Here is a 19,562-nt window from a genome sequence, read left to right on the forward strand (position 1 = left end):
TTGTTGTGGACTAGGCTCTCGAAGCATGATGATAAACTTGGTTATTATCTGTACTTCTATTAGATCAAAGCCCTAGACGAATGTCTAGGGCTTTGTCAGCAGTCTGAAACCACTATTGCTAGTGGTTTTTTAAATGTGTGTTCAGCATAGCTATAAGCTAATAAACACTATTATTACTACGATTAACGCTCGAAGTTATGGAATTTGTCGATACCCATAGACTTGCCAGTATCATGACATGTTGCACAAGACTCAGAGGTCTCTTGCGTATACCAATCAGCTAAAACTTCAGCATCAATTTCACCACCATTTTGTTTCATATGATTCAATGCAGAATCACTGTTGTGCTCATGACAAGAGTAACAGTTAGCTGTGATTGGGCTAGCCATCTTGGTTGAATCAGATTCAATCTCGCCATCTTCGTTAACTTTCGTATTTAAAGATTTAGCCCGTATATATTGATTTGGAATTGCAGCTAAATCAATACCATCAGCATGACAAGAAACACAATTATCAGCATTTAAGCTAAGAGCTGAATTAGTTAAGATATCTTCTTCTCCCTTATCATTTAATTCTGACCCTGTAATCGTTTGTTCTGAACCCCAGTGCATTTTATGAACTAAAGGACCAAACCCTGGAGCACTTTTCGCTTTCCAGTCTTCACCATAAGGTATAACGTAACCAGCTTTAATACGCTCTTCATCTGAAACAAAGTCACTTGATGTAACTACTCTTGATCCTGCACGATCTTGACCATTATTATGACAAGCAACACAATCTAAGCCACCTTCATGGAAGCTACCATTCTTATGGAAGTTAGCTCCGTTGTTATGACAAGTTGTACAGCTATCTGCCGTTACAGCATGACGACGATCATAGTCAGTGGTTTGCTCTAAATCAGCCAATTCAGATACTGGCGAATAGCTAGTAAATGAAACACCATCATAGCTTGCATCTTCACCTAAATTAAAGGTAACGCGAGAGCTTGCCATGATTTGCGGAGTATTGAGATCCAACGTTTCGTGACACATGGTTTTAGAACCGTCACCTTTATAGCTCACGTCATAATCACGAGACTCACGACCAACAATAGACTTATCGTGATAGCCGTGAAGATAAGTACTGGCATAACTTAATGTACCGTCAGCCTCTAACGCTTCGATATCAAGTATTTCTTCGCCTTTGTAAAGCGTTAAGTCAGTACAGTATTCATCACTATCATTTTTATAAATAGCTGACAATGTCGTTGAATGTTCTCCACGAATAGCATTTAACTCAGTCACTTTAGTGTGGAATTGACGCCAATCTTCACCTGAATCATTTAGGTTATTAAACGTTGCTTCAACCTCAACACTTAAAAGACCTGCTGCATCATGGCATTCTATACAAGTTTCTTGTCTAAAAACTTCGGTGATTGGTTCTTGGTGACATGTTCGGCAATTTGAAATTTCGAAGCCTGCTTCAAACTCTTGATGATTAACATGACCAATTTTCTGCATATGAGTGTTAGAACCACCATCATCACGTGTTACATGACCATGACAAACCATACATCCACCGACAAAGTCCGCATTACCTTCAATATCTATAGCAGTTCGAGAAGGATGCTTTAAGTGAGACTCTGCATAATCTACATGACAGCTATAACAAGCTTCTGTACTTGTGGTATGTGCATTATCTGGCTTATCAATAATCACATATGGTGAAGTGGCAATCTCGCTTTCGCCTCCACCTACTTGTAAGCGAATAAGGCTATCGCTATCAGCATTAACACCAGAGATTGGAGCAATAAACTCATAGTGACCATTTTCAAGTAATACTAGTGAAGCACCTTCATCAGAAGCTTTAGCTGACCCTCCTTCGGTACCATCTTTTCTTTTTACAATACCTTTTTCGGTCATTACAGCAACATCTAAAGATGCGTCTGCCAAGCCTAAAATTGGCGTTTCATCTTCATCTGTAATCTCAAACTGTACGGTCACCTGACCATCTTCGATATCATGACCAATATAGATTACATTAGTCACTTCTGAAGACTCTACTGGTGGAGGCGTTCCAGGCTTGCCATCTTCACCGTCTTTACCATCGCTACCACAACCAACAATCCCCATTGCCGCTGCAACAACGAATGCTAATTTGCATTTCGTTAAGTTTTTCATCATCACTCCGAATATTAAAATACTACTTTGTGGGTACACCACATTTTGATAGTAGACTTTTCTTCATTTAAAAATAGTGACAAGAATCACAAGCACCAAGGGAACACACCTGCTTTTACCGCTTTATAATAAAAACTTGAAGCAAGTCTATATAAAAACAACTTTATATAATGAGAGGTTATATACATATGTATAAGGCACTGTTTTAAATGTTAATTTGCAGCAATAAAAAAAGCAAAAGCAACCAAAACAACAAAAACAACCAACACAAAAGCGTAAAACAATAACAAAAAAACCAAATAAACACCCCAAACACAGGACAAAGATTAACTTGTCATCATAACCACTTAAAAGTACAAACCTAAAGCCATAACTGCATGTATTTAATAAACAATTTAATCAGCCATTAACATACAAACCTTTAGCTACCCTGTTTACTCCAACAAAAAGGCCCTTACGGGCCTTTTATGTATCTGTATATTTGGAGTATTAAAGTACAAACTATTTAATCATTAAGAACAGCAATCCCTTCGCATGCTCTTTTTAGGGATCTTGTCGTAGATCACCTTAGCCATTAATAGTGCAAGAACAATCCCTGAACCCATAGTGACAAAGTGAGGTAGCAATTCATGCTCTTCACCAATTTGTGGCATCACCACAAAACCAAAGTTTGCTACAAGGTAATTCACTAGCACACCAAAGCTTAACGCCACACCCAGCACGCCACCTAAGTAGCCAAACAAGGCACGTTTACCTAGCTCTTTAGTGACCACACCTAAAGTCGCGATATTGGTTGCAGGACCTGCCATCATAAATACCAGCACAGCACCTGGCGAAACTCCCGCTAATAATAAGCCAGCAGCAATAGGCGTTGAAGCAGTGGCGCATATGTACATTGGTACAGAAATCAACACCATGACCAACATTGCTAAAATGCCGTCGCCCCATTTAGCCAAAAAGTCACCCGGTACAAATGTTTGCACTAACGCCGCGAAGAATAAACCCACTAATAACCATAAGGTTGTGTCTCTCACTAAATCAGTCGCTGCGTACATTAAGCCCGACTTTATTCGTGATAATACGGACTCACTTTTCAGTTCAGTGGCCATGTCTTTGGTGGATTCACAGCAGCTTTCAGAAGATTCAGCTGCAAGATCTGGCTTGCTTGAACAACAATTGGTTTTGTCAGTCTTAGCATCGACTTTATCCGCTTTGCTAGAGCAACAGCTAGTTTTAACTGGCTCTGCTACAGCTTTATCAACCTTACTTGAGCAACAGCTTGTTTTGACAGACTCAGCTTCAGCCTTATCAGCCTTGCTAGAGCAACAACTTGTTTTCTCAGCCACGTTAGCCATCATTGGTGTGTTATCAGGTTTGAAAGTAGCGGTTTCGTTAGCTTTTGTTTTACTACAGCATGAAGTGACTTCGCCCGTTTTGCCTAATTGGCTCGCCTCAGACTCTGCACCTTTATTAGCGTCACTCTGTACCTCATTAGCCACAGAGGTTTTGTCATCATCTTTACCTACCAATAACCCCGCAACAATCGCACTAGTAATCGCAGCAATTGGGCGAATAATAGCCATGAATGGGCCCAGTAATACGTAGGATACTGTCACTGAATCAACACCGGTTTCTGGCGTTGACACTAAAAATGAGGTGGTGGCAGCTTTTGATGCACCGCTGCGGCGTAACCCAACTGCTGCTGGTATAACCCCACATGAACAAAGAGGCAGCGGAGCGCCGATCACTGCAGCTTTAACCACGGTTTTTAACCCATGGCCACCCAGTTGTTTTTGCATCCACGCCATTGGCACAAACACTTTTAACAACCCAGCCAACACCAAGCCTAATAATAACCAAGGCGCTGACTCTAAAAATAACTCTACAAAGTTAGTGAATAACATCTCTTGCCCCACTATTTCTTACTACTATTTATCGTGACAATTTATTGCGACTATATATTGTCACGATTTCTTATCACTATTAATTTGGTTTTGCAGCGTGATGCTCAACTTTAGGCTGCAATTCTTTATCTGATGATTCTAATGCTTCTAATATCGAGCAGTGTTCTGCACTTTCAGGCCCGCCGCAACAAGCATCTGACAGCTTACTCAGCGAACTCGCAAAGAACTCAAGTTCAGCAATTTTGGCTTGTACTTGCTCAAGTTTGATATCCACCATGCCCTTCACATCAGCACAGGCCCAGTTTGATTTATCCAATTCAATGGACAACAACTCAGCAATATCACTTAAACTAAAGCCAACCGCTTTTGCACGAATGATAAATCGCAACTTTTCAGCGTCGTCATTACTATAAAGTCGATAGCCTGATTCAGAACGGTTTGAAGGCGCTAATAAACCATGCTTTTCGTAAAAACGCAGCGTGTCTGTTTTAACATCAAATAATGTTGCCAGCTCACCAATTCGATACATATTTTTACCCGTAAAGTTGCAATCTATATCAGTGTAATGCGATTAGTATAAACCTTAGAGTTAAATCCAAGGTCAAGGGTTTTATAGAATAAAATACCCGCTTTACTTTGTTCTTATTTCAATATTGTGAAATCGCGCATAAATCTCCCGAAATAAAACGGATTACGTTAAAATACGCGCGCTCGAGTACGGCTCACTAAAAAAATATATCGGGATGTGCATAGTAGGAACTTTGGCAAAACAGACTTCTCGCAACGAGATTTGAGTAATTCTGTTTTGCCAAACTTCCTTAATATAAATAGTGGACACTGTACCTACATGAATACTGTCAGACCTATTCGTCGCGCGCTGTTAAGCGTATCTGATAAAACTGGAATGCTTGAATTTGCCCAAGCACTACATGAGCAAGGCGTAGAATTACTTTCTACTGGCGGCACCGCTAAGCTTCTTGCTGATAATAATATTCCAGTGACCGAAGTCTCTGACTACACAGGGCATCCTGAGATCATGGATGGTCGCGTTAAAACACTTCACCCTAAAGTACACGGTGGCATTCTTGCTCGTCGTGGTATCGATGAAATCGTGATGGAACAAAATGCCATCAAACCAATCGACCTAGTTGCGGTTAACCTTTACCCATTTGCATCTACTGTTGCAAAAGAAGGTTGTACTTTAGCTGACGCGGTTGAGAACATCGATATTGGCGGCCCGACTATGGTTCGCTCTACGGCTAAAAACCACAAAGACACCACCATTGTGGTTAACGCAAGTGATTACGATCGCGTGATTACAGAAATGCGTGCCAACGAAGGTAGCACTACACTTGAAACTCGCTTTGACTTAGCTATTGCAGCGTTCGAACATACCGCAGCATACGATGGCATGATCGCCAACTATTTCGGTACTATGGTGCCAGCACACAGTAAAGATGAGTGCCATGAAGATTCAAGCTTCCCGCGTACCTTCAATACACAGCTGATCAAAAAGCAAGATTTACGCTACGGTGAAAACAGCCATCAAAAAGCGGCATTCTATGTTGATGCGCACATTGATGAAGCTTCAGTTGCCAGCGCAACACAGTTGCAAGGTAAGGCACTGTCTTACAACAATATCGCTGATACTGATGCAGCTCTTGAATGTGTTAAAGAATTTGAAGGCCCAGCTTGTGTCATCGTTAAGCACGCTAACCCATGTGGTGTTGCACTAGGCGAAACTATTCTAGAAGCTTACGATCGCGCATTCAAAACTGACCCTACATCAGCATTTGGCGGTATCATTGCTTTCAACCAAGAATTAGATGCAGACACAGCGAAAGCCATTGTTGACCGTCAATTTGTTGAAGTGATCATTGCGCCAACAGTCAGCCAAGCGGCACGTGAAATCGTTGCTGCTAAAGCTAACGTACGTTTATTAGAGTGTGGCCAGTGGAACACTAAAACGACAACTCAAGACTTTAAACGTGTTAATGGTGGCTTGTTAGTTCAAGACCGTGACCAAGGCATGGTAAACCTTGAAGACGTTAAAGTGGTTTCAAAACGTCAACCTACTGCTGAAGAGCTAACTGACTTAATGTTCTGCTGGAAAGTGGCTAAGTTCGTTAAATCTAACGCGATTGTATATGCAAAAGATGGCATGACGATCGGTGTGGGCGCAGGCCAAATGAGCCGCGTTTACTCAGCTAAAGTTGCTGGCATTAAAGCTGCAGACGAAGGCTTAGTGGTTGAGAACTCAGTGATGGCATCTGATGCCTTCTTCCCATTCCGTGACGGTATCGATGCAGCCGCAGCAGCGGGCATCAGCTGTATCATCCAACCGGGTGGTTCAATTCGCGATGAAGAGATCATCGCAGCAGCAGACGAGCACGGCATTGCTATGGTGTTCACCGGAATGCGTCACTTCCGTCACTAAATAGCATTTGAATAGAGCAGCCTCATTTGGCTGCTTTTTTCGTTTAAAGAACATGATAATTTTTACCAAATTAAATATATAAAAGGTGAATAAAGATGCAGGTACTAGTAATTGGCGGCGGCGGACGCGAACATGCGTTAGCTTGGAAAGCAGCACAATCACCACAAGTTGAAACAGTTTTTGTTGCACCTGGCAACGCTGGCACATCTTTAGAGCCAAAATTAGAAAACGTCGATATTAAGGTTGAAGCAATTTCAGAATTAGTGAAATTTGCCCAAGACAACAAAATTGAATTAACCATTGTTGGCCCAGAAGTGCCTTTAGCACTTGGCGTAGTTGATGCCTTTAACGAAGCTGGGTTACCTATCTTTGGCCCAACTCAAGGTGCAGCGCAACTTGAATCTTCAAAAGCCTTCACCAAAGACTTTTTAGCTCGCCATAACATCCCAACGGCTGACTACTCAAACTTCACTGAAATTAACGCTGCTAAAGCTTATTCAGTTGAGTTAACAGCTAAAACAGGTTTCCCTGTTGTGATTAAAGCTGATGGTTTAGCTGCAGGTAAAGGCGTAATTATTGCTGCAAACCAAGCTGAAGCTGATGCCGCAATCGAAGATATGCTAGCTGGCAACAAGTTTGGCGAAGCAGGTTCTCGCGTTGTTATCGAAGAATTCTTAAAAGGTGAAGAAGCCAGTTTTATCGTCATGGTAGACGGCAAAAACATCTTAGCCATGGCCACCAGCCAAGACCATAAAGCCCGTGATAATGGCGATTACGGCCCGAACACTGGCGGCATGGGTGCATACTCACCAGCCCCTGTTGTGACACAAACGGTACACGACTGGACAATTGCCAACGTTATCCGTCCAACGGTTGATGGCATGGCAGCTGAAGGCAATGTTTACACTGGCTTCTTGTACGCAGGTTTAATGATCGCACCTGATGGCAGTGCAAAAGTCCTTGAGTATAATTGCCGCTTTGGCGACCCAGAAACCCAGCCAATCATGATGCGTCTACAATCTGATTTAGTTGAGCTTTGTTTAGCCGCCACCCGTGGTGAGCTTGATAAAGTAACTGCAGAATTTGATTCGCGCGCAGCAGTCGGTGTAGTCCTTGCAGCAGGCGGATACCCAGATGCATACCGCAAAGCAGACATCATTGATGGTTTATCTTTAGGTGACAACAACGCCAAAGTATTCCACGCAGGCACTGCGATGAAAGACTGTCACGTTGTCACAGCAGGCGGCCGCGTATTATGTGCTACTGCACTAGGTAATACCGTAACTGAAGCACAAGCTAGCGCTTACAAGCTAGTCGATGCCATCCACTGGGATGACGTCTACTTCCGCACCGACATCGCCTACCGTGCAATCGCACGCGAGCAAGGCAAAGACTAACTCGTTAGTTGACTTGTTTTGTTGTTGAAGTAAAAATAAAATCCCTGTGATAGCACTATCACAGGGATTTTTGTTTAATATAGAGTGGTTAAAGAGCCTCAATACTTCGTAATTTTTAAGACAAAACCGCTAAACATTCGATTTAATTCACTCATCTCAACATAGTTAAACTTTATCAAAATTTATAGTTAACCCTAATTTGTATTTATCTAGAAAACCTAATCTTTATACTTCAACTTAACCAATTGCCTGCCGCAGGCTTATGTGCAGATACAACTGCGAGACGCTACAAGTACATCCCTGTAAGCTCTGCCAAAACATCCATGTTTTGGAAGCTCGCTGCTGCATCTGTACTGGGAATTTTTATCTCTTCGATTTAACTTCGTTTGCTTATTCATAATCTCAGTAGAATGCTTTCATTATCATGTTTCATAAAACTTGAGTGCATCAATAAAATTACGTGAGTCCTGACATGGATGTCAGGCTAGCTTTCGAGGGGAAGGGACGCCCCATCGTAAGCGTTAGTGATTTTTGAAGATGCACGAAGCAGAATAAAAACGAAGTCAAAAGCTGGATCCATCCTTGTAGAAATCTTTCGTTTTTCAGAAAATTTCGTAAAGGCGGCAGGGTGATCCAAGAGGGTATTGCTGTTGATACCCTTTTGGTCGGGTGTGGGCGAAGCGCCACGACTTTGATGTTGCTTTGACCACATCAGAACCACAAACATGGCTTATGAAAAACATAAGCTCTATTTGGGTTTACTGTAAGCATAGAACAATGAAAATATTAATATTAGTTAGCGTTATTTAAACTTCTATCAACTGAATAACTTAAAACCAATGCTTTCACCTCATCACTTAAAAATTGAGTTTGCGAAGCTTCTTTCTTAATCGCTCGAGCCGTCGATGGACTTCTTCTGGTAGCAATATCAAAAAGGCTAGCTACCTTGCTTGTCTCTTCTATCGACTGAGTAGCACTCCATGCAATTAATGATGAAGCAGCTTCGTATTGCCCCATGTTTGCTAGCGAACTCAGCGCAACATCAACCTTTTGAGGATTATTGTCAGTTAAATACTCGGTGATTGCCGGGACTAAAGACTCATTTTGTACTCTACTCATAGCATTTGATGCCACAATATCTTTCGAGCTACTTCCATCTTCAATAAAAGAAAATAGGTAAGTAATTTGCTCAACTTGCGCATGCTTGGCAATATTGGCAGCAATTTCAGTAAGGTAAGGATTCCCATCACTACTTTGAGTAAAAGCTTGCTCTATCAATGTCGTATGCTCACCGTCACGGTTAAGGCTAGAAACAGCTTTATTTACTAGGTAGACAGCTTCAGAACCTTCCCAATCTTTCTCATTTACAACCTTCAGTATTAGCTCTGTAGAAGAAATGGTTCCAACCGCTGCTAGCAAGCTCAGGCAATATTCAGTAAGCCTATCACCAGTCTTAGTTCCAAGCATAGCCTCATTCAATAACTCCAAAAGGTGGTGATAAACTTCATAGTCATCATTACTTTTTAGGTAAGCAACAATTGATTTTTCTAGCTCAAAGTCAATTTCATTATTACCTATTATACTGGTGATTAAGGCATCAATACCTTTAATCACCTCAGCTTTTGACAAGTCAGTTGTTTCGGCGTCTTTCACTCTTTGAGTTTCACCGTTTTGCAATGGTTGTTTTACTAATTCGGCCCCATTCTGAGCAGGCAATTGCTCACCCTTCTCAAGAGTGTTACTAGCCGAGGCTTCTATATGTTTAAGCACACCTTCATTATTGTAAGGTAAAAATAAATATACTCCGCCTACAATCAGTACGACAATTAATACGACATATTTCATCACGAACTATTTCCACTCTAACGATTGATATAAGCTTTCAAACAACCAGTGAATATCAGATACCTGACTTGTTTCTTCTGTGTGCAAAACATTTTCTTTATCTTGGGTTCCAGCTTTGTTGACTGAAATGCCCTGTTGCACAAGAAGCAAGCTTAATTTTTGGCTATCTGCAGGCACAATACCATCGCCAATCAGTGATTCTCTACTTACCCCATTTTCAATATAACGTAGGGTATCGGGATGCGGGTGATCGCCACCAAACCATCTTCCATAATCATAAAGGTCATAAATATCTTCACCGGATAGCCCAGCCCCACGACTTAAAAAACCAAAGGTAGTTCCTTCGTAAGCTAATTGCCCTAGCACAAAGCCATCAAGATGATAAATATATTCATTTAATTCATTAAGCTGGCTAGACTCCGGCGATAGAAAATCAATACTAGGCGCTTGCATTTCCATTCGATATTCAGGTTGATATTTGTAACCTAAGAAGATTCTCGTCCCATTCAGCATTTCCACCACTTCCCAGCTGTCCTCACAAACGCTGCCATCTTGGCGATAAGCGCTTTTAGGTGTGCAATTGTCATCCATGTATTGATAAAATCGACCTAAAGGTGAGCCTTGGTGTGGTGTGCCCGTTGTAGCTAAGCCTTTAACTAAGGACTTGTATTCTAAACTTTGATTTTGAATAAAAGATCTCGCAGCCAAACCGCCTCGACTATGTCCAAATAAGAACACTTCAACATCTTGACCTAGATGCTCAACAATGCGACTGATTGCAGATTCAACCTCAACTCCTAAGCCTTCAAATGTCGTGTAATCACCATTACAGCCTAAAACACTATTACAAACTTTATTTTCCAAACCTACAGCTGAATAAATGCTCCCTCTATCTAATGAACCAAACTCGAGGTTGTAACAGCTAATACCTCCTACGTTTTCTTCATAACTAGGTAAAGATTCATTATCTACTGTCAGTGTGTAACACTCTCCGTTAAAGAAACTATCATCATTGACCATGGCATCCCATGTACTAGGAGAAGAGGCTAAACCATGTAATAAAAGCATCGCCTTTTGATTAACAATTTCCTGTATGGTGGCTGAGAGCTTAAAACTTGCATTATTCCTTGCCAATAACCCTAGGTAGTAAGTATTTTCTTGCTCATTTCTGATACTGCAGTTTTCTTCGATAGTATCACTTTCATTAGAGCGGCAAAGATACTCAAATTTAGTAGGGAATGTACTTTCAGAAATATAAAGGTCAATATCACCCGTTAAGTTTGATAAGTTGACATTTAACATACCAAAATCGGAGACTTCCAATTTAAAGTAATGCCACTCATTTATTGCCACACTTTCAGATAACTGTTGATCTAGAGATAAAATACCAGGTTTAAGCTTTGTGTTAGGTTGAGCATCATAGGGTGCATTATCTTCTTCATTGATAATGCCATCACCGTCAATGTCATTATCATCTGTATCAGCAACACCATCCAAGTCTGTATCTCCAGCAAGCTCACCAGAGCTATCAAGCATAACGTAAGTACCATTGACACCGCGGTTTCTGATCTCAGTGTATTGAACTAATGAATCCATTAAGCTATTTGGGCTTGTACTCATACCTTTCAATTGCTCTGGAGTGCTAGGCATTAGAAGAAGCCTAACAAGATCTGCTGCAATCTCGGCTAGATAATCATTTTCTGTCGCGATGAAATCTTCAAATAAATCGTGATTACTGGTATCAATAGCACTTGTCACTTCAGCTAAAGCTACACTCGAATTATTTAATTCTCGCTCTTTTACATAAACTAATGTGGTCAATGGCGTGATGATTTTTCCGCCTTTGACTGAAGCCAATACAAAGTCGTTATTTACTGTGGAATTGAGTGACTCATCAAACGTCTTACCAGCTTCTGCAATGGCTAACACACTATAGCTAGACGTGGATATATCAGAAGAAATCGAAAGGTTTGCAATCCCATTGCTTTTAGATTCTGTCGAAGGCTCATTCGCATCTAATAAACCATTGTCATTTAAATCTAACCATACCGTAGCCCCTTTCAAGTAACCATCAATTACTGTCACCGTATAAGTTTGCATGGTGGGTTGAGTTGGTTCTGACTGCGAGGGCTGCTCAGATGAACCTGAACCTCCACCACAGCCGATCAATGTAAGTGAAAGAAGTGATGCGACGATAGAACGATAAAAGGTACAACCTGTCATCCTTGACTCCAATAAATATAATTTTAAAAATACAATTAAAACAAACAACTAATTCAAAAAAGAAATTTAACATCAAAGAAGCAAAAATGTAACCATCACTTCTATCAAGTGTGAAAATATATTAAGCAGGAGTAATTATAATTCTATAAAAATAGTGGTTTACATACTCAATAACATTCAAGTATCTCTAAAGTACTATATGTAAAATTAAATTGAAGAATCTAAATATTCGAAGACTAACAAAGCCAATTTAGTAGTTAAAATTGAAAATATCGTAGGGGCGGCAGGGTGATTCAAGAGGGTATTGCTGTTGATACCCTTTTGGTCGGGTGTGGGTAGAATACCCACGACTTTGATTTTGCTTTAAGCAACAGAAACCAAAACTAAGCGCCGCAATTTAGATTTAAAGAATAAATGAAACATTCGGCCATTCAGCCGAAACCCAATTACCAGTATAACTGCTCATTCAACGCATCCACACAAAAGCTATCACCTTCAATCGGCTCAATCTCTGCGCCAACTAATGACTGTGCTAACCACCCTTCAGGGTAAGTCAGTACTAGCGGTGCTTTAATACAATCTTCACTTATAGGGTTAAAACCAACCTTAACGTAATAGTTAGGGTCGCCGTAAGTAAACACTAACTCAACTCCATTGTCTTTTAGCTGCTTTAAGCCAAAGTTAATCAGCTGTTGGCCAATCCCTTTTGCTTGATAAGCGGTGCTTACTGCGACAGGAGATAAAATAAACGCATTGATATCATTTGCTAAAGTAAGACGACTAAAGAAAATAGACCCAACAATCTTACCCTCTATGCTTGCCATAAATCCCTGCAAATCAGCCGTTGGTGTTGTCACAATCAACTCAGAAACTAAGTGACCAATGACCTTGCCTTCTGCCTCGCCCTCGGCATCTCCAAACGATTGCGTAAATAACTCAATAACATCGTCTGTCGTGTCAGTGGAGAAAGTCAATAACTTCATAGTGTCACCTATCATATTGTGTAATTTAGCCTCTGAAACGGAATTTATTAATGTCATATTAAACACTATTATCGACGGTTTTTTTCACCACAAGCCAGTTTGCTGAAACCAAATTGCGAACCAAAAACAAAAAAGCCGAGCATGAGCTCGGCAAAGGGGTAGATCAAATAGTCACACACTAATTAACGATTAACGCTATCTTCATATTCAGTAATTTTTGCACCAAATTGGTAACCACCATTATTGCGGTTATATTCACGAAATAAACTTACTGAAAAATAGGTTGGTTCATCAGCTTCAATTTTATTAGAAATCACCTGGGTGAGTGTTTCCAAGTCATGTTCAGCAGATAAGTAAAAATGTTTGCTTTTTTGCAGTGAAAGTTCTTCAGCTTGAGCTTCTGTAATGTAAATTTCACTAAACTGTGTCGCAACAATGCTTATAAATTCAGTATGGTATGCATCACCTTCTTCAATCATCAACCTAGACGTTTCAGCAACAACTAGCTCGTCCATAGATTGTTCTAATTGAACTTGATCAGATACTTCTGTGGCATTTGCTGTAGTCGCAAAAGCCAGAGTGCTTAATGATAAAGATACGAGTACTGCGCCAATTTGTTTTTTATTCATGTTATACCTATCTATCGTTGCGATTTGTTGAAGTACGAAAGCGCCTCAACAAAGGAAAATCTCAATAACCGAAGTCTACCCTTAACTGAATTAAACCATTAATCGCTTTTGTAGGACCCAACCCTCACATAAGTTTTTATGTTCAATGATTAATACAGTCGAACAAACAGTTCAAATCACACTGGCTAATTTAGGTAAAATTTTTATGGTTATTTATGCAAGCGAAATAACCATTATGAATAGCTATGCTTATTAAATGCCTTAATCGTTAATTCACGCTATATCTAGCCCTAATAACTATATTACCAATAGCTCACAAACATCGACTTGCGCTATTGCTTTATGGCAGGATGTCGCACCGTCACAATTTAATAACAATAGTGACCAAAGATAAGAACAACGTACTCCTAGCACGACCTATAATAAAAATAACATTAGGGATAGCTTCATGTCTGATACCCAACACAAGCAGCCGAGCCTGTTTGATGCCCTTGCCCCTGTCATTGCATTAATTACCATGCTTGGCGCGGCGGTTTACCTTTTCTCTTCTGATAGTTCATCAGGCGCGAACCAAATAGCCTTAATTCTAGCGGCTTGCATTGCCATTTTGATAGGTTATAAAAATGGTTATAGCTGGAACCAAATGGAACGTGGGATCGTTAAGAGTATTGGTGTCGCCACTGGCGCTTTGCTGATTTTATTCACTGTGGGATCGCTCATTGGCACCTGGATTTTAGCAGGCACGGTGCCGACAATGATTTACTACGGCATGCAAATTCTGCATCCACAATACTTTTATGCTGCAAGCTGTATCTTATGTGCAGTAGTGGCAATCAGTATCGGTAGTTCTTGGACAGTGGCTGGCACTATCGGTATTGCACTGATTGGTATTGCCACTGCCATGGGGTTAGATGTGAACATTACTGCCGGCGCGATTATCAGTGGCGCCTACTTTGGCGATAAAATGTCGCCATTATCTGACACCACTAACTTAGCGCCTGCTGTTGCTGGCTCTGATATTTTTAGCCATATTAAACACATGACTTGGACAACCGTGCCGAGCATCATCATTGCCCTGATGGTATTTATCTTTTTTGGTTTATCTGCAGATGTTTCAAGCTTTAACTCCCAGCTTGGCGATACCCTCATATTACTAGAAAACACTTACCAACCAGGTCTGCATTTATTATTACCATTACTGGTGGTGCTGTTTCTGGCAAACAAGAAAATGCCCGCTTTTCCAACGGTGATTATTGGCACGCTTGTAGGTGCTATATGCGCCGCGATATTCCAGTTTGATAACGTCATAGCATATGTCGGCGAACCTGATTTATTGTCTTTTGTCGCTATCATCAAAGGCATTTGGATAGCCATGTTTGACGGTTATGTGGCAAGTACTGGTGATGCGGTATTAGATAACTTATTAAGCCGTGGCGGCATGAGTAGCATGGTGACAACCGTATGGCTTATTTTATGTGCGATGGCTTTTGGCGGCGTGATGGAAGTGACCGGTTTATTAGCCCGTTTACTTGAAAGCATCATGAATTTAGTGACTGGTACCAGCAGTTTGATTATTACTACATTAGGTGTGTGTATTGGCGCTAACGTCATTACTGCCGACCAGTATATTGCGATAGTGCTTCCTGGGCGTATGCTAAAGCTTGAGTACCAAAAACGTAATCTAGCTGCGGTCAATTTAAGCCGCGCTTTAGAAGACTCAGCAACAGTCACCAGCCCACTTATTCCGTGGAACACTTGCGGTGCATTTATGGCAAGCACCTTAGGAGTAGCGACTATCGCTTACCTACCTTATGCCATCTTCAACTTAGTCTGCCCATTTATCAGCGCATCATATGCTTATTTCAATTTTAAAATTGAACCATTGGATGAAAACACATTAATAGAGGAACAACTTTAGGTCATTCAGTTTACACCTTAGCGGAAATCAATACTATCGATAAAGAGTTTAGAAGATTCAGACATGGAATGTTTATCGTAAACAGCACACAAACAAGCAGGAATGATGTCCTTAAGTGGCACAAATAATACTCCTTCCCATTGATGTGCAGCAAAACTGGAAGGAACCACAGCTACAGCGTGACTAATCGCAACGTATGCCATCAATGTCGTGGGTTCAATCAATTCTTTAACCACATTTGGGACAAAGCCTGATTGCCGACACTCGTTAATAATAAGTGATGCGGATGCCGAGTTCTCTCGCTGCATAAAGGTAAAACTTTGATTGCGTAAATCCGCTAATGATAATTCAGCTTTATCATTAAATTCATGGTTAGAGGCCATCGCAACGACAAAGTTTTCATCGGTTAATGCTTTAAATGATAAAGGGTGTATATCAAGTGCATCAGCAAACCTTACAATCCCGATATCAATTTTTTTATCTAAAATGGCTTGTTTTTGTGCTTGTGGAGACAGTTCGATAATATCGGTCATGCACTGAGGATGCAGCTGATTAAAACGGTTAATCATATCGCCAAAGCCAGCCCAAAAAGATGAACTGACAATACCGATTTGTATTTGATTACTACTTCTGCGACTCACATGCTGTACCTTCAGCATGGAATGTTCAATAGAGCCAAATAAATGCCCACACTCAGATTGTAAAACCTGACCAGCATCGGTCAACTTCACATTTCTTGAGTTTCGCTCAACCAATTCAACCCCTAAAAGCATTTCCAGCTCTTTTATTTGGCTACTTAAAGGAGAGTTAGTAATGCTCAACTGACTTGCTGCTTTGCCAAAATGTCCTGTTAACGACAACTCATAGAAATAGCGCAACATTTTCAGTGTGATCTTATCGATAAAAGCTGTTTTTTTTGGCATATGCATCTCTGTTTAATCGTTGCTTCAGTTCAAAAGTCGTAATTTACTTACATTGATTATGCTGAAATATAGCATGATAACGATTATTTTAGCGATGTTTTATAGAACACTGCTTTGCTACTATCACCGCAGTTTACTCACCTAGAGGTACATTATGAATATCGATCCCGTTGTTGTTGCCATCAATACTATTCAAGCACGTAAACCTAACTTTCAACCCAAAGCCGCGTTTATTTTGGGTTCTGGTCTTGGCGTTATTGCCGATCAATTACAAGATAAAGTCGTTATTCCCTATGAGGAGCTTGCGGGTTTCCCTGTTAGTACTGTGCAAGGTCACTCCGGTGAATTAGTCCTTGGTACGATGAATGGCGTCGACGTGATTTGTATGAAAGGCCGTGGTCATTATTACGAACATCAAACGATGAAAGTCATGACCACTCCTGTCCGTGTATTCAAACGCTTAGGTTGTGAATTTTTATTAGTGACCAATGCTGCTGGCTCGCTTCGTCCTGACCGCATTGATGTTGGTTCGCTTGTCGTCTTTAACGATCACATCAACACCATGCCAGAGTCACCAATGACGGGACCCAATGATGAAGAATACGGACCACGCTTCTTCAGCCTTGCTAATGCTTACGATAAAGACTTAATCAAGCAAGCCCATCAAGTTGCCAATAGCCATGAAATCACCTTAAACGAAGGTGTATTTGTGTCATATACGGGCCCTAACTTTGAAACCCCAGCAGAAATTCGCATGATGCAGATCATCGGCGGGGATGTGGTTGGCATGTCAGTGGTACCTGAAGTCATTTCAGCGGCTCATTGTGGATTACCCGTATTGGCCATTTGCGCCATCACTAATATGGCAGAGGGTTTGGGCGATGTAGAGCTTTCCCACGATCAAACGCTAAAATGTGCCAAATTAGCCGAAGGCAACTTTATCAAACTGATTAATGAGTTCATCACAAGCCACTTCAACTCTTAGGAGGTTGTATGTTTGCTATCGGTTTTTTAGGTATTGCTGTACTGCTGGCTATTGGTTACTTATGCTCAACTGACCGCAAAGCTGTCTCATTTCGTACAGTCAGCTCCGCGTTTGGTTTACAACTCGCTATTGGGGCTTTTGTATTATATGTCCCCTTTGGACGCACTGTGTTAGAAGGGATGTCTCATGGTGTACATGCTGTTCTAGACAGTGGTAAATCAGGTATCCACTTTTTGTTTGGTAACTTAGTTAACTTTTCTGTCGAAGGGATAGGATTTGTCTTTGCATTAAATGTCTTACCCCTAGTGGTATTCTTTTCTGCATTAATTTCTGTTCTTTACTATCTCGGCATTATGCAATTTGTCATTCGCATTATTGGCGGTGCAGTTGCAAAGTTACTCGGCACAAGTAAAGCTGAATCCATGTCGGCGGTTTCAAACGCTTTTGTCGGCCAAAGTGAAGCGCCGCTGGTTGTAAAACCTTATATGCCTAAAATGTCTGACTCGGAGTTTTTCGCCATTATGTGTGGCGGGATGGCATCGGTTTCAGGCACGGTTTTAGCGGGTTATGCAATGATGGGGGTAAACATGGAGTACCTTCTTGCAGCATCGTTTATGGCGGTACCTGGTGGAATTTTATTTGCTAAGTTAATGGTGCCAGAAACAACCACACCGACTTATACCTTAAGCAAATCCATTACTTTTACCGAAAAACCTCCTGTAAATGTACTTGCTGCGGCAGGTGAAGGGGCGATGAGCGGCTTAAAGCTTGCAGCGGCAATCGGTGCAATGTTGATCGCCATGATAGGCCTTGTCACCTTAGTTAACACCTTATTAGGCAGTGTTGGTGGCGTGTTTGGGCTACACCTAACGTTAGAATTAATTCTAGGTTGGATATTTGCCCCTCTGGCATTCTTGCTTGGTGTCCCCGTTGCTGATATTGGTATTGCTGGTTCGATGATAGGTAAAAAGCTCATTCTTAATGAATTTGTGGCTTACACTGACTTATCTCCTTACTTGCAAGATCCTAAACTTGTTGCTGAAGCAGGATTACAAGTGCTCGATGAAAAAACTAAAGTCATCGTGAGTTTTGCACTGTGTGGTTTCGCTAATATTGCTTCTATGGGTATTTTAATTGGTGGTCTTGGAACATTATGCCCATCACGTACTGATTTTATTGCTCAGTATGGTGTACGCACATTAATCGCTGCTAGTTGCTCTAATCTATTAAGTGCGGCTATTGCAGGGATTTTTATTTCTTTCTCGCTGTAACGTCCACTCATATCCCACTGTTTAACAACGCTAGCCTTGGCTAGCGTTATTTTTTCAATCATTTGAATTTTGAGGATCTATGCAAGATTTAACAAAAGTAGCTACACAATCTATTGGGTTAATTGATTTAACGTCATTGACTGATAACGAAACTGAACAGCAAATTATTCAGTTATGCCGTGATGCGAAAACAGCGGCTGGTAATACTGCCGCTATTTGTATTTTTCCGCGGTTTATCCCTATAGCAAAAAAAGCGTTAAAAGCTCAAAACACAGCAAATATAAAAATCGCCACAGTAACAAACTTCCCCCATGGTAATGATGATATCGATATCGCTGTTGCCGAAACTAAAGCTGCGGTGGCTTATGGCGCCGATGAAGTTGATGTGGTATTTCCCTATAAAGCACTTATCGCAGGTAATGCGGATATCGGTTTTGAACTGATTAAGCAATGCAAGCAAGCCTGTGGTGACATCACCCTAAAAGTGATTATAGAATCAGGTGAATTAAAACAAGATACACTCATTCAGCAAGCATCTAAGATAGCCATTGAAGCAGGAGCTGATTTTATTAAGACCTCTACAGGTAAAGTCTCAGTCAATGCGACTTTAGCAGCTGCCGAGCTCATGCTTGGTGTCATTAAAGAGATGGATTTAGCCAATAAAGTGGGCTTCAAAGCCGCTGGCGGCGTAAAAACCACCCAAGATGCTGCAGATTATTTATCGCTAGCCAATGACATTTTTGGCAAAGAATGGTCAACATCGAATCATTTCAGATTCGGGGCATCAAGCTTGCTAGATAACTTACTCAACACGCTTGAACTCAGTGATAAGACAGTTTCTGACTCAGCCTATTAATACTTAACGCACTTACACGGATATCAAGCTAA

Annotated in this window: 14 protein-coding genes; 6 read left to right on the forward strand and 8 right to left on the reverse strand. The window is 41.0% G+C overall.

Annotated elements, in window-relative coordinates; genetic code table 11:
• Positions 1-182: 182 nt before the first annotated feature.
• The 3 genes from L2735_RS17760 to zntR all read right to left on the reverse strand — a co-directional run bounded on the left by L2735_RS17760 (position 183) and on the right by zntR (position 4,592).
• Positions 183-2,159 carry a multiheme c-type cytochrome gene (locus L2735_RS17760; RefSeq protein WP_248985982.1) on the reverse strand — a complete coding sequence of 659 codons (1,977 nt, stop codon included), beginning with the start codon at positions 2,157-2,159 and terminating at the stop codon, positions 183-185.
• A 512-nt stretch (positions 2,160-2,671) separates the two neighbouring features.
• The gene (locus L2735_RS17765) at positions 2,672-4,063 is read right to left on the reverse strand and encodes an SO_0444 family Cu/Zn efflux transporter (protein ID WP_248985983.1); all 1,392 of its coding nucleotides are present in this window, start codon (positions 4,061-4,063) and stop codon (positions 2,672-2,674) included.
• A 79-nt stretch (positions 4,064-4,142) separates the two neighbouring features.
• Complete coding sequence (gene zntR, locus L2735_RS17770; RefSeq protein ID WP_248985984.1) at positions 4,143-4,592, reverse strand: Zn(2+)-responsive transcriptional regulator; 450 nt, start codon at positions 4,590-4,592, stop codon at positions 4,143-4,145.
• A gap of 318 nt (positions 4,593-4,910) precedes the next feature.
• On the opposite strand from zntR, the gene purH reads away from it, so the two are divergent.
• A complete protein-coding gene (purH, locus tag L2735_RS17775) occupies positions 4,911-6,500 on the forward strand; it encodes a bifunctional phosphoribosylaminoimidazolecarboxamide formyltransferase/IMP cyclohydrolase (protein ID WP_248985985.1) in 1,590 nt (529 codons plus the stop codon).
• A 95-nt stretch (positions 6,501-6,595) separates the two neighbouring features.
• Positions 6,596-7,897, forward strand: coding sequence for a phosphoribosylamine--glycine ligase (gene purD, locus L2735_RS17780; protein WP_248985986.1), 1,302 nt, complete (start codon positions 6,596-6,598; stop codon positions 7,895-7,897).
• A 792-nt stretch (positions 7,898-8,689) separates the two neighbouring features.
• Here purD and L2735_RS17785 read toward each other — a convergent pair.
• The 4 genes from L2735_RS17785 to L2735_RS17800 form a co-directional block, all read right to left on the reverse strand.
• Positions 8,690-9,745 (reverse strand): hypothetical protein, encoded by a 1,056-nt coding sequence (locus tag L2735_RS17785; RefSeq protein ID WP_248985987.1) that lies wholly within the window; start codon positions 9,743-9,745, stop codon positions 8,690-8,692.
• Between the two features lie 3 nt (positions 9,746-9,748).
• On the reverse strand, positions 9,749-11,965 hold the full coding sequence (locus tag L2735_RS17790; RefSeq protein ID WP_248985988.1) for a pre-peptidase C-terminal domain-containing protein: 2,217 nt from the start codon (positions 11,963-11,965) through the stop codon (positions 9,749-9,751).
• 446 nt (positions 11,966-12,411) lie between these two features.
• A complete protein-coding gene (locus L2735_RS17795; protein ID WP_248985989.1) occupies positions 12,412-12,948 on the reverse strand; it encodes a GNAT family N-acetyltransferase in 537 nt (178 codons plus the stop codon).
• 182 nt (positions 12,949-13,130) lie between these two features.
• Entirely contained in the window at positions 13,131-13,577 is a 447-nt protein-coding gene (locus tag L2735_RS17800; protein ID WP_248985990.1) for a hypothetical protein, read from the reverse strand.
• Positions 13,578-14,025: 448 nt separating this feature from the next.
• Between L2735_RS17800 and nhaC the strand changes: the two genes are divergently transcribed.
• Positions 14,026-15,495: a Na+/H+ antiporter NhaC gene (gene nhaC / locus L2735_RS17805; RefSeq protein ID WP_248985991.1), complete on the forward strand. Its 1,470-nt coding sequence runs from the start codon at positions 14,026-14,028 to the stop codon at positions 15,493-15,495.
• 17 nt (positions 15,496-15,512) lie between these two features.
• Here nhaC and L2735_RS17810 read toward each other — a convergent pair whose 3' ends face one another.
• Positions 15,513-16,418, reverse strand: a complete 906-nt coding sequence (locus L2735_RS17810) for a LysR substrate-binding domain-containing protein (RefSeq protein ID WP_248985992.1) — start codon at positions 16,416-16,418, stop codon at positions 15,513-15,515.
• A gap of 154 nt (positions 16,419-16,572) precedes the next feature.
• Between L2735_RS17810 and xapA the strand changes: the two genes are divergently transcribed.
• From xapA to deoC, 3 genes are all read left to right on the forward strand, one after another.
• Positions 16,573-17,403, forward strand: coding sequence for a xanthosine phosphorylase (xapA, locus tag L2735_RS17815; protein WP_248985993.1), 831 nt, complete (start codon positions 16,573-16,575; stop codon positions 17,401-17,403).
• A gap of 8 nt (positions 17,404-17,411) precedes the next feature.
• The gene (locus L2735_RS17820) at positions 17,412-18,674 is read left to right on the forward strand and encodes a NupC/NupG family nucleoside CNT transporter (protein ID WP_248985994.1); all 1,263 of its coding nucleotides are present in this window, start codon (positions 17,412-17,414) and stop codon (positions 18,672-18,674) included.
• A gap of 79 nt (positions 18,675-18,753) precedes the next feature.
• Positions 18,754-19,530 carry a deoxyribose-phosphate aldolase gene (gene deoC, locus L2735_RS17825; RefSeq protein WP_248985995.1) on the forward strand — a complete coding sequence of 259 codons (777 nt, stop codon included), beginning with the start codon at positions 18,754-18,756 and terminating at the stop codon, positions 19,528-19,530.
• Positions 19,531-19,562: the final 32 nt, after the last annotated feature.

It is taken from the genome of Shewanella olleyana (genome assembly GCF_023283825.1).
Taxonomy (GTDB): Bacteria; Pseudomonadota; Gammaproteobacteria; order Enterobacterales; family Shewanellaceae; genus Shewanella; species Shewanella olleyana.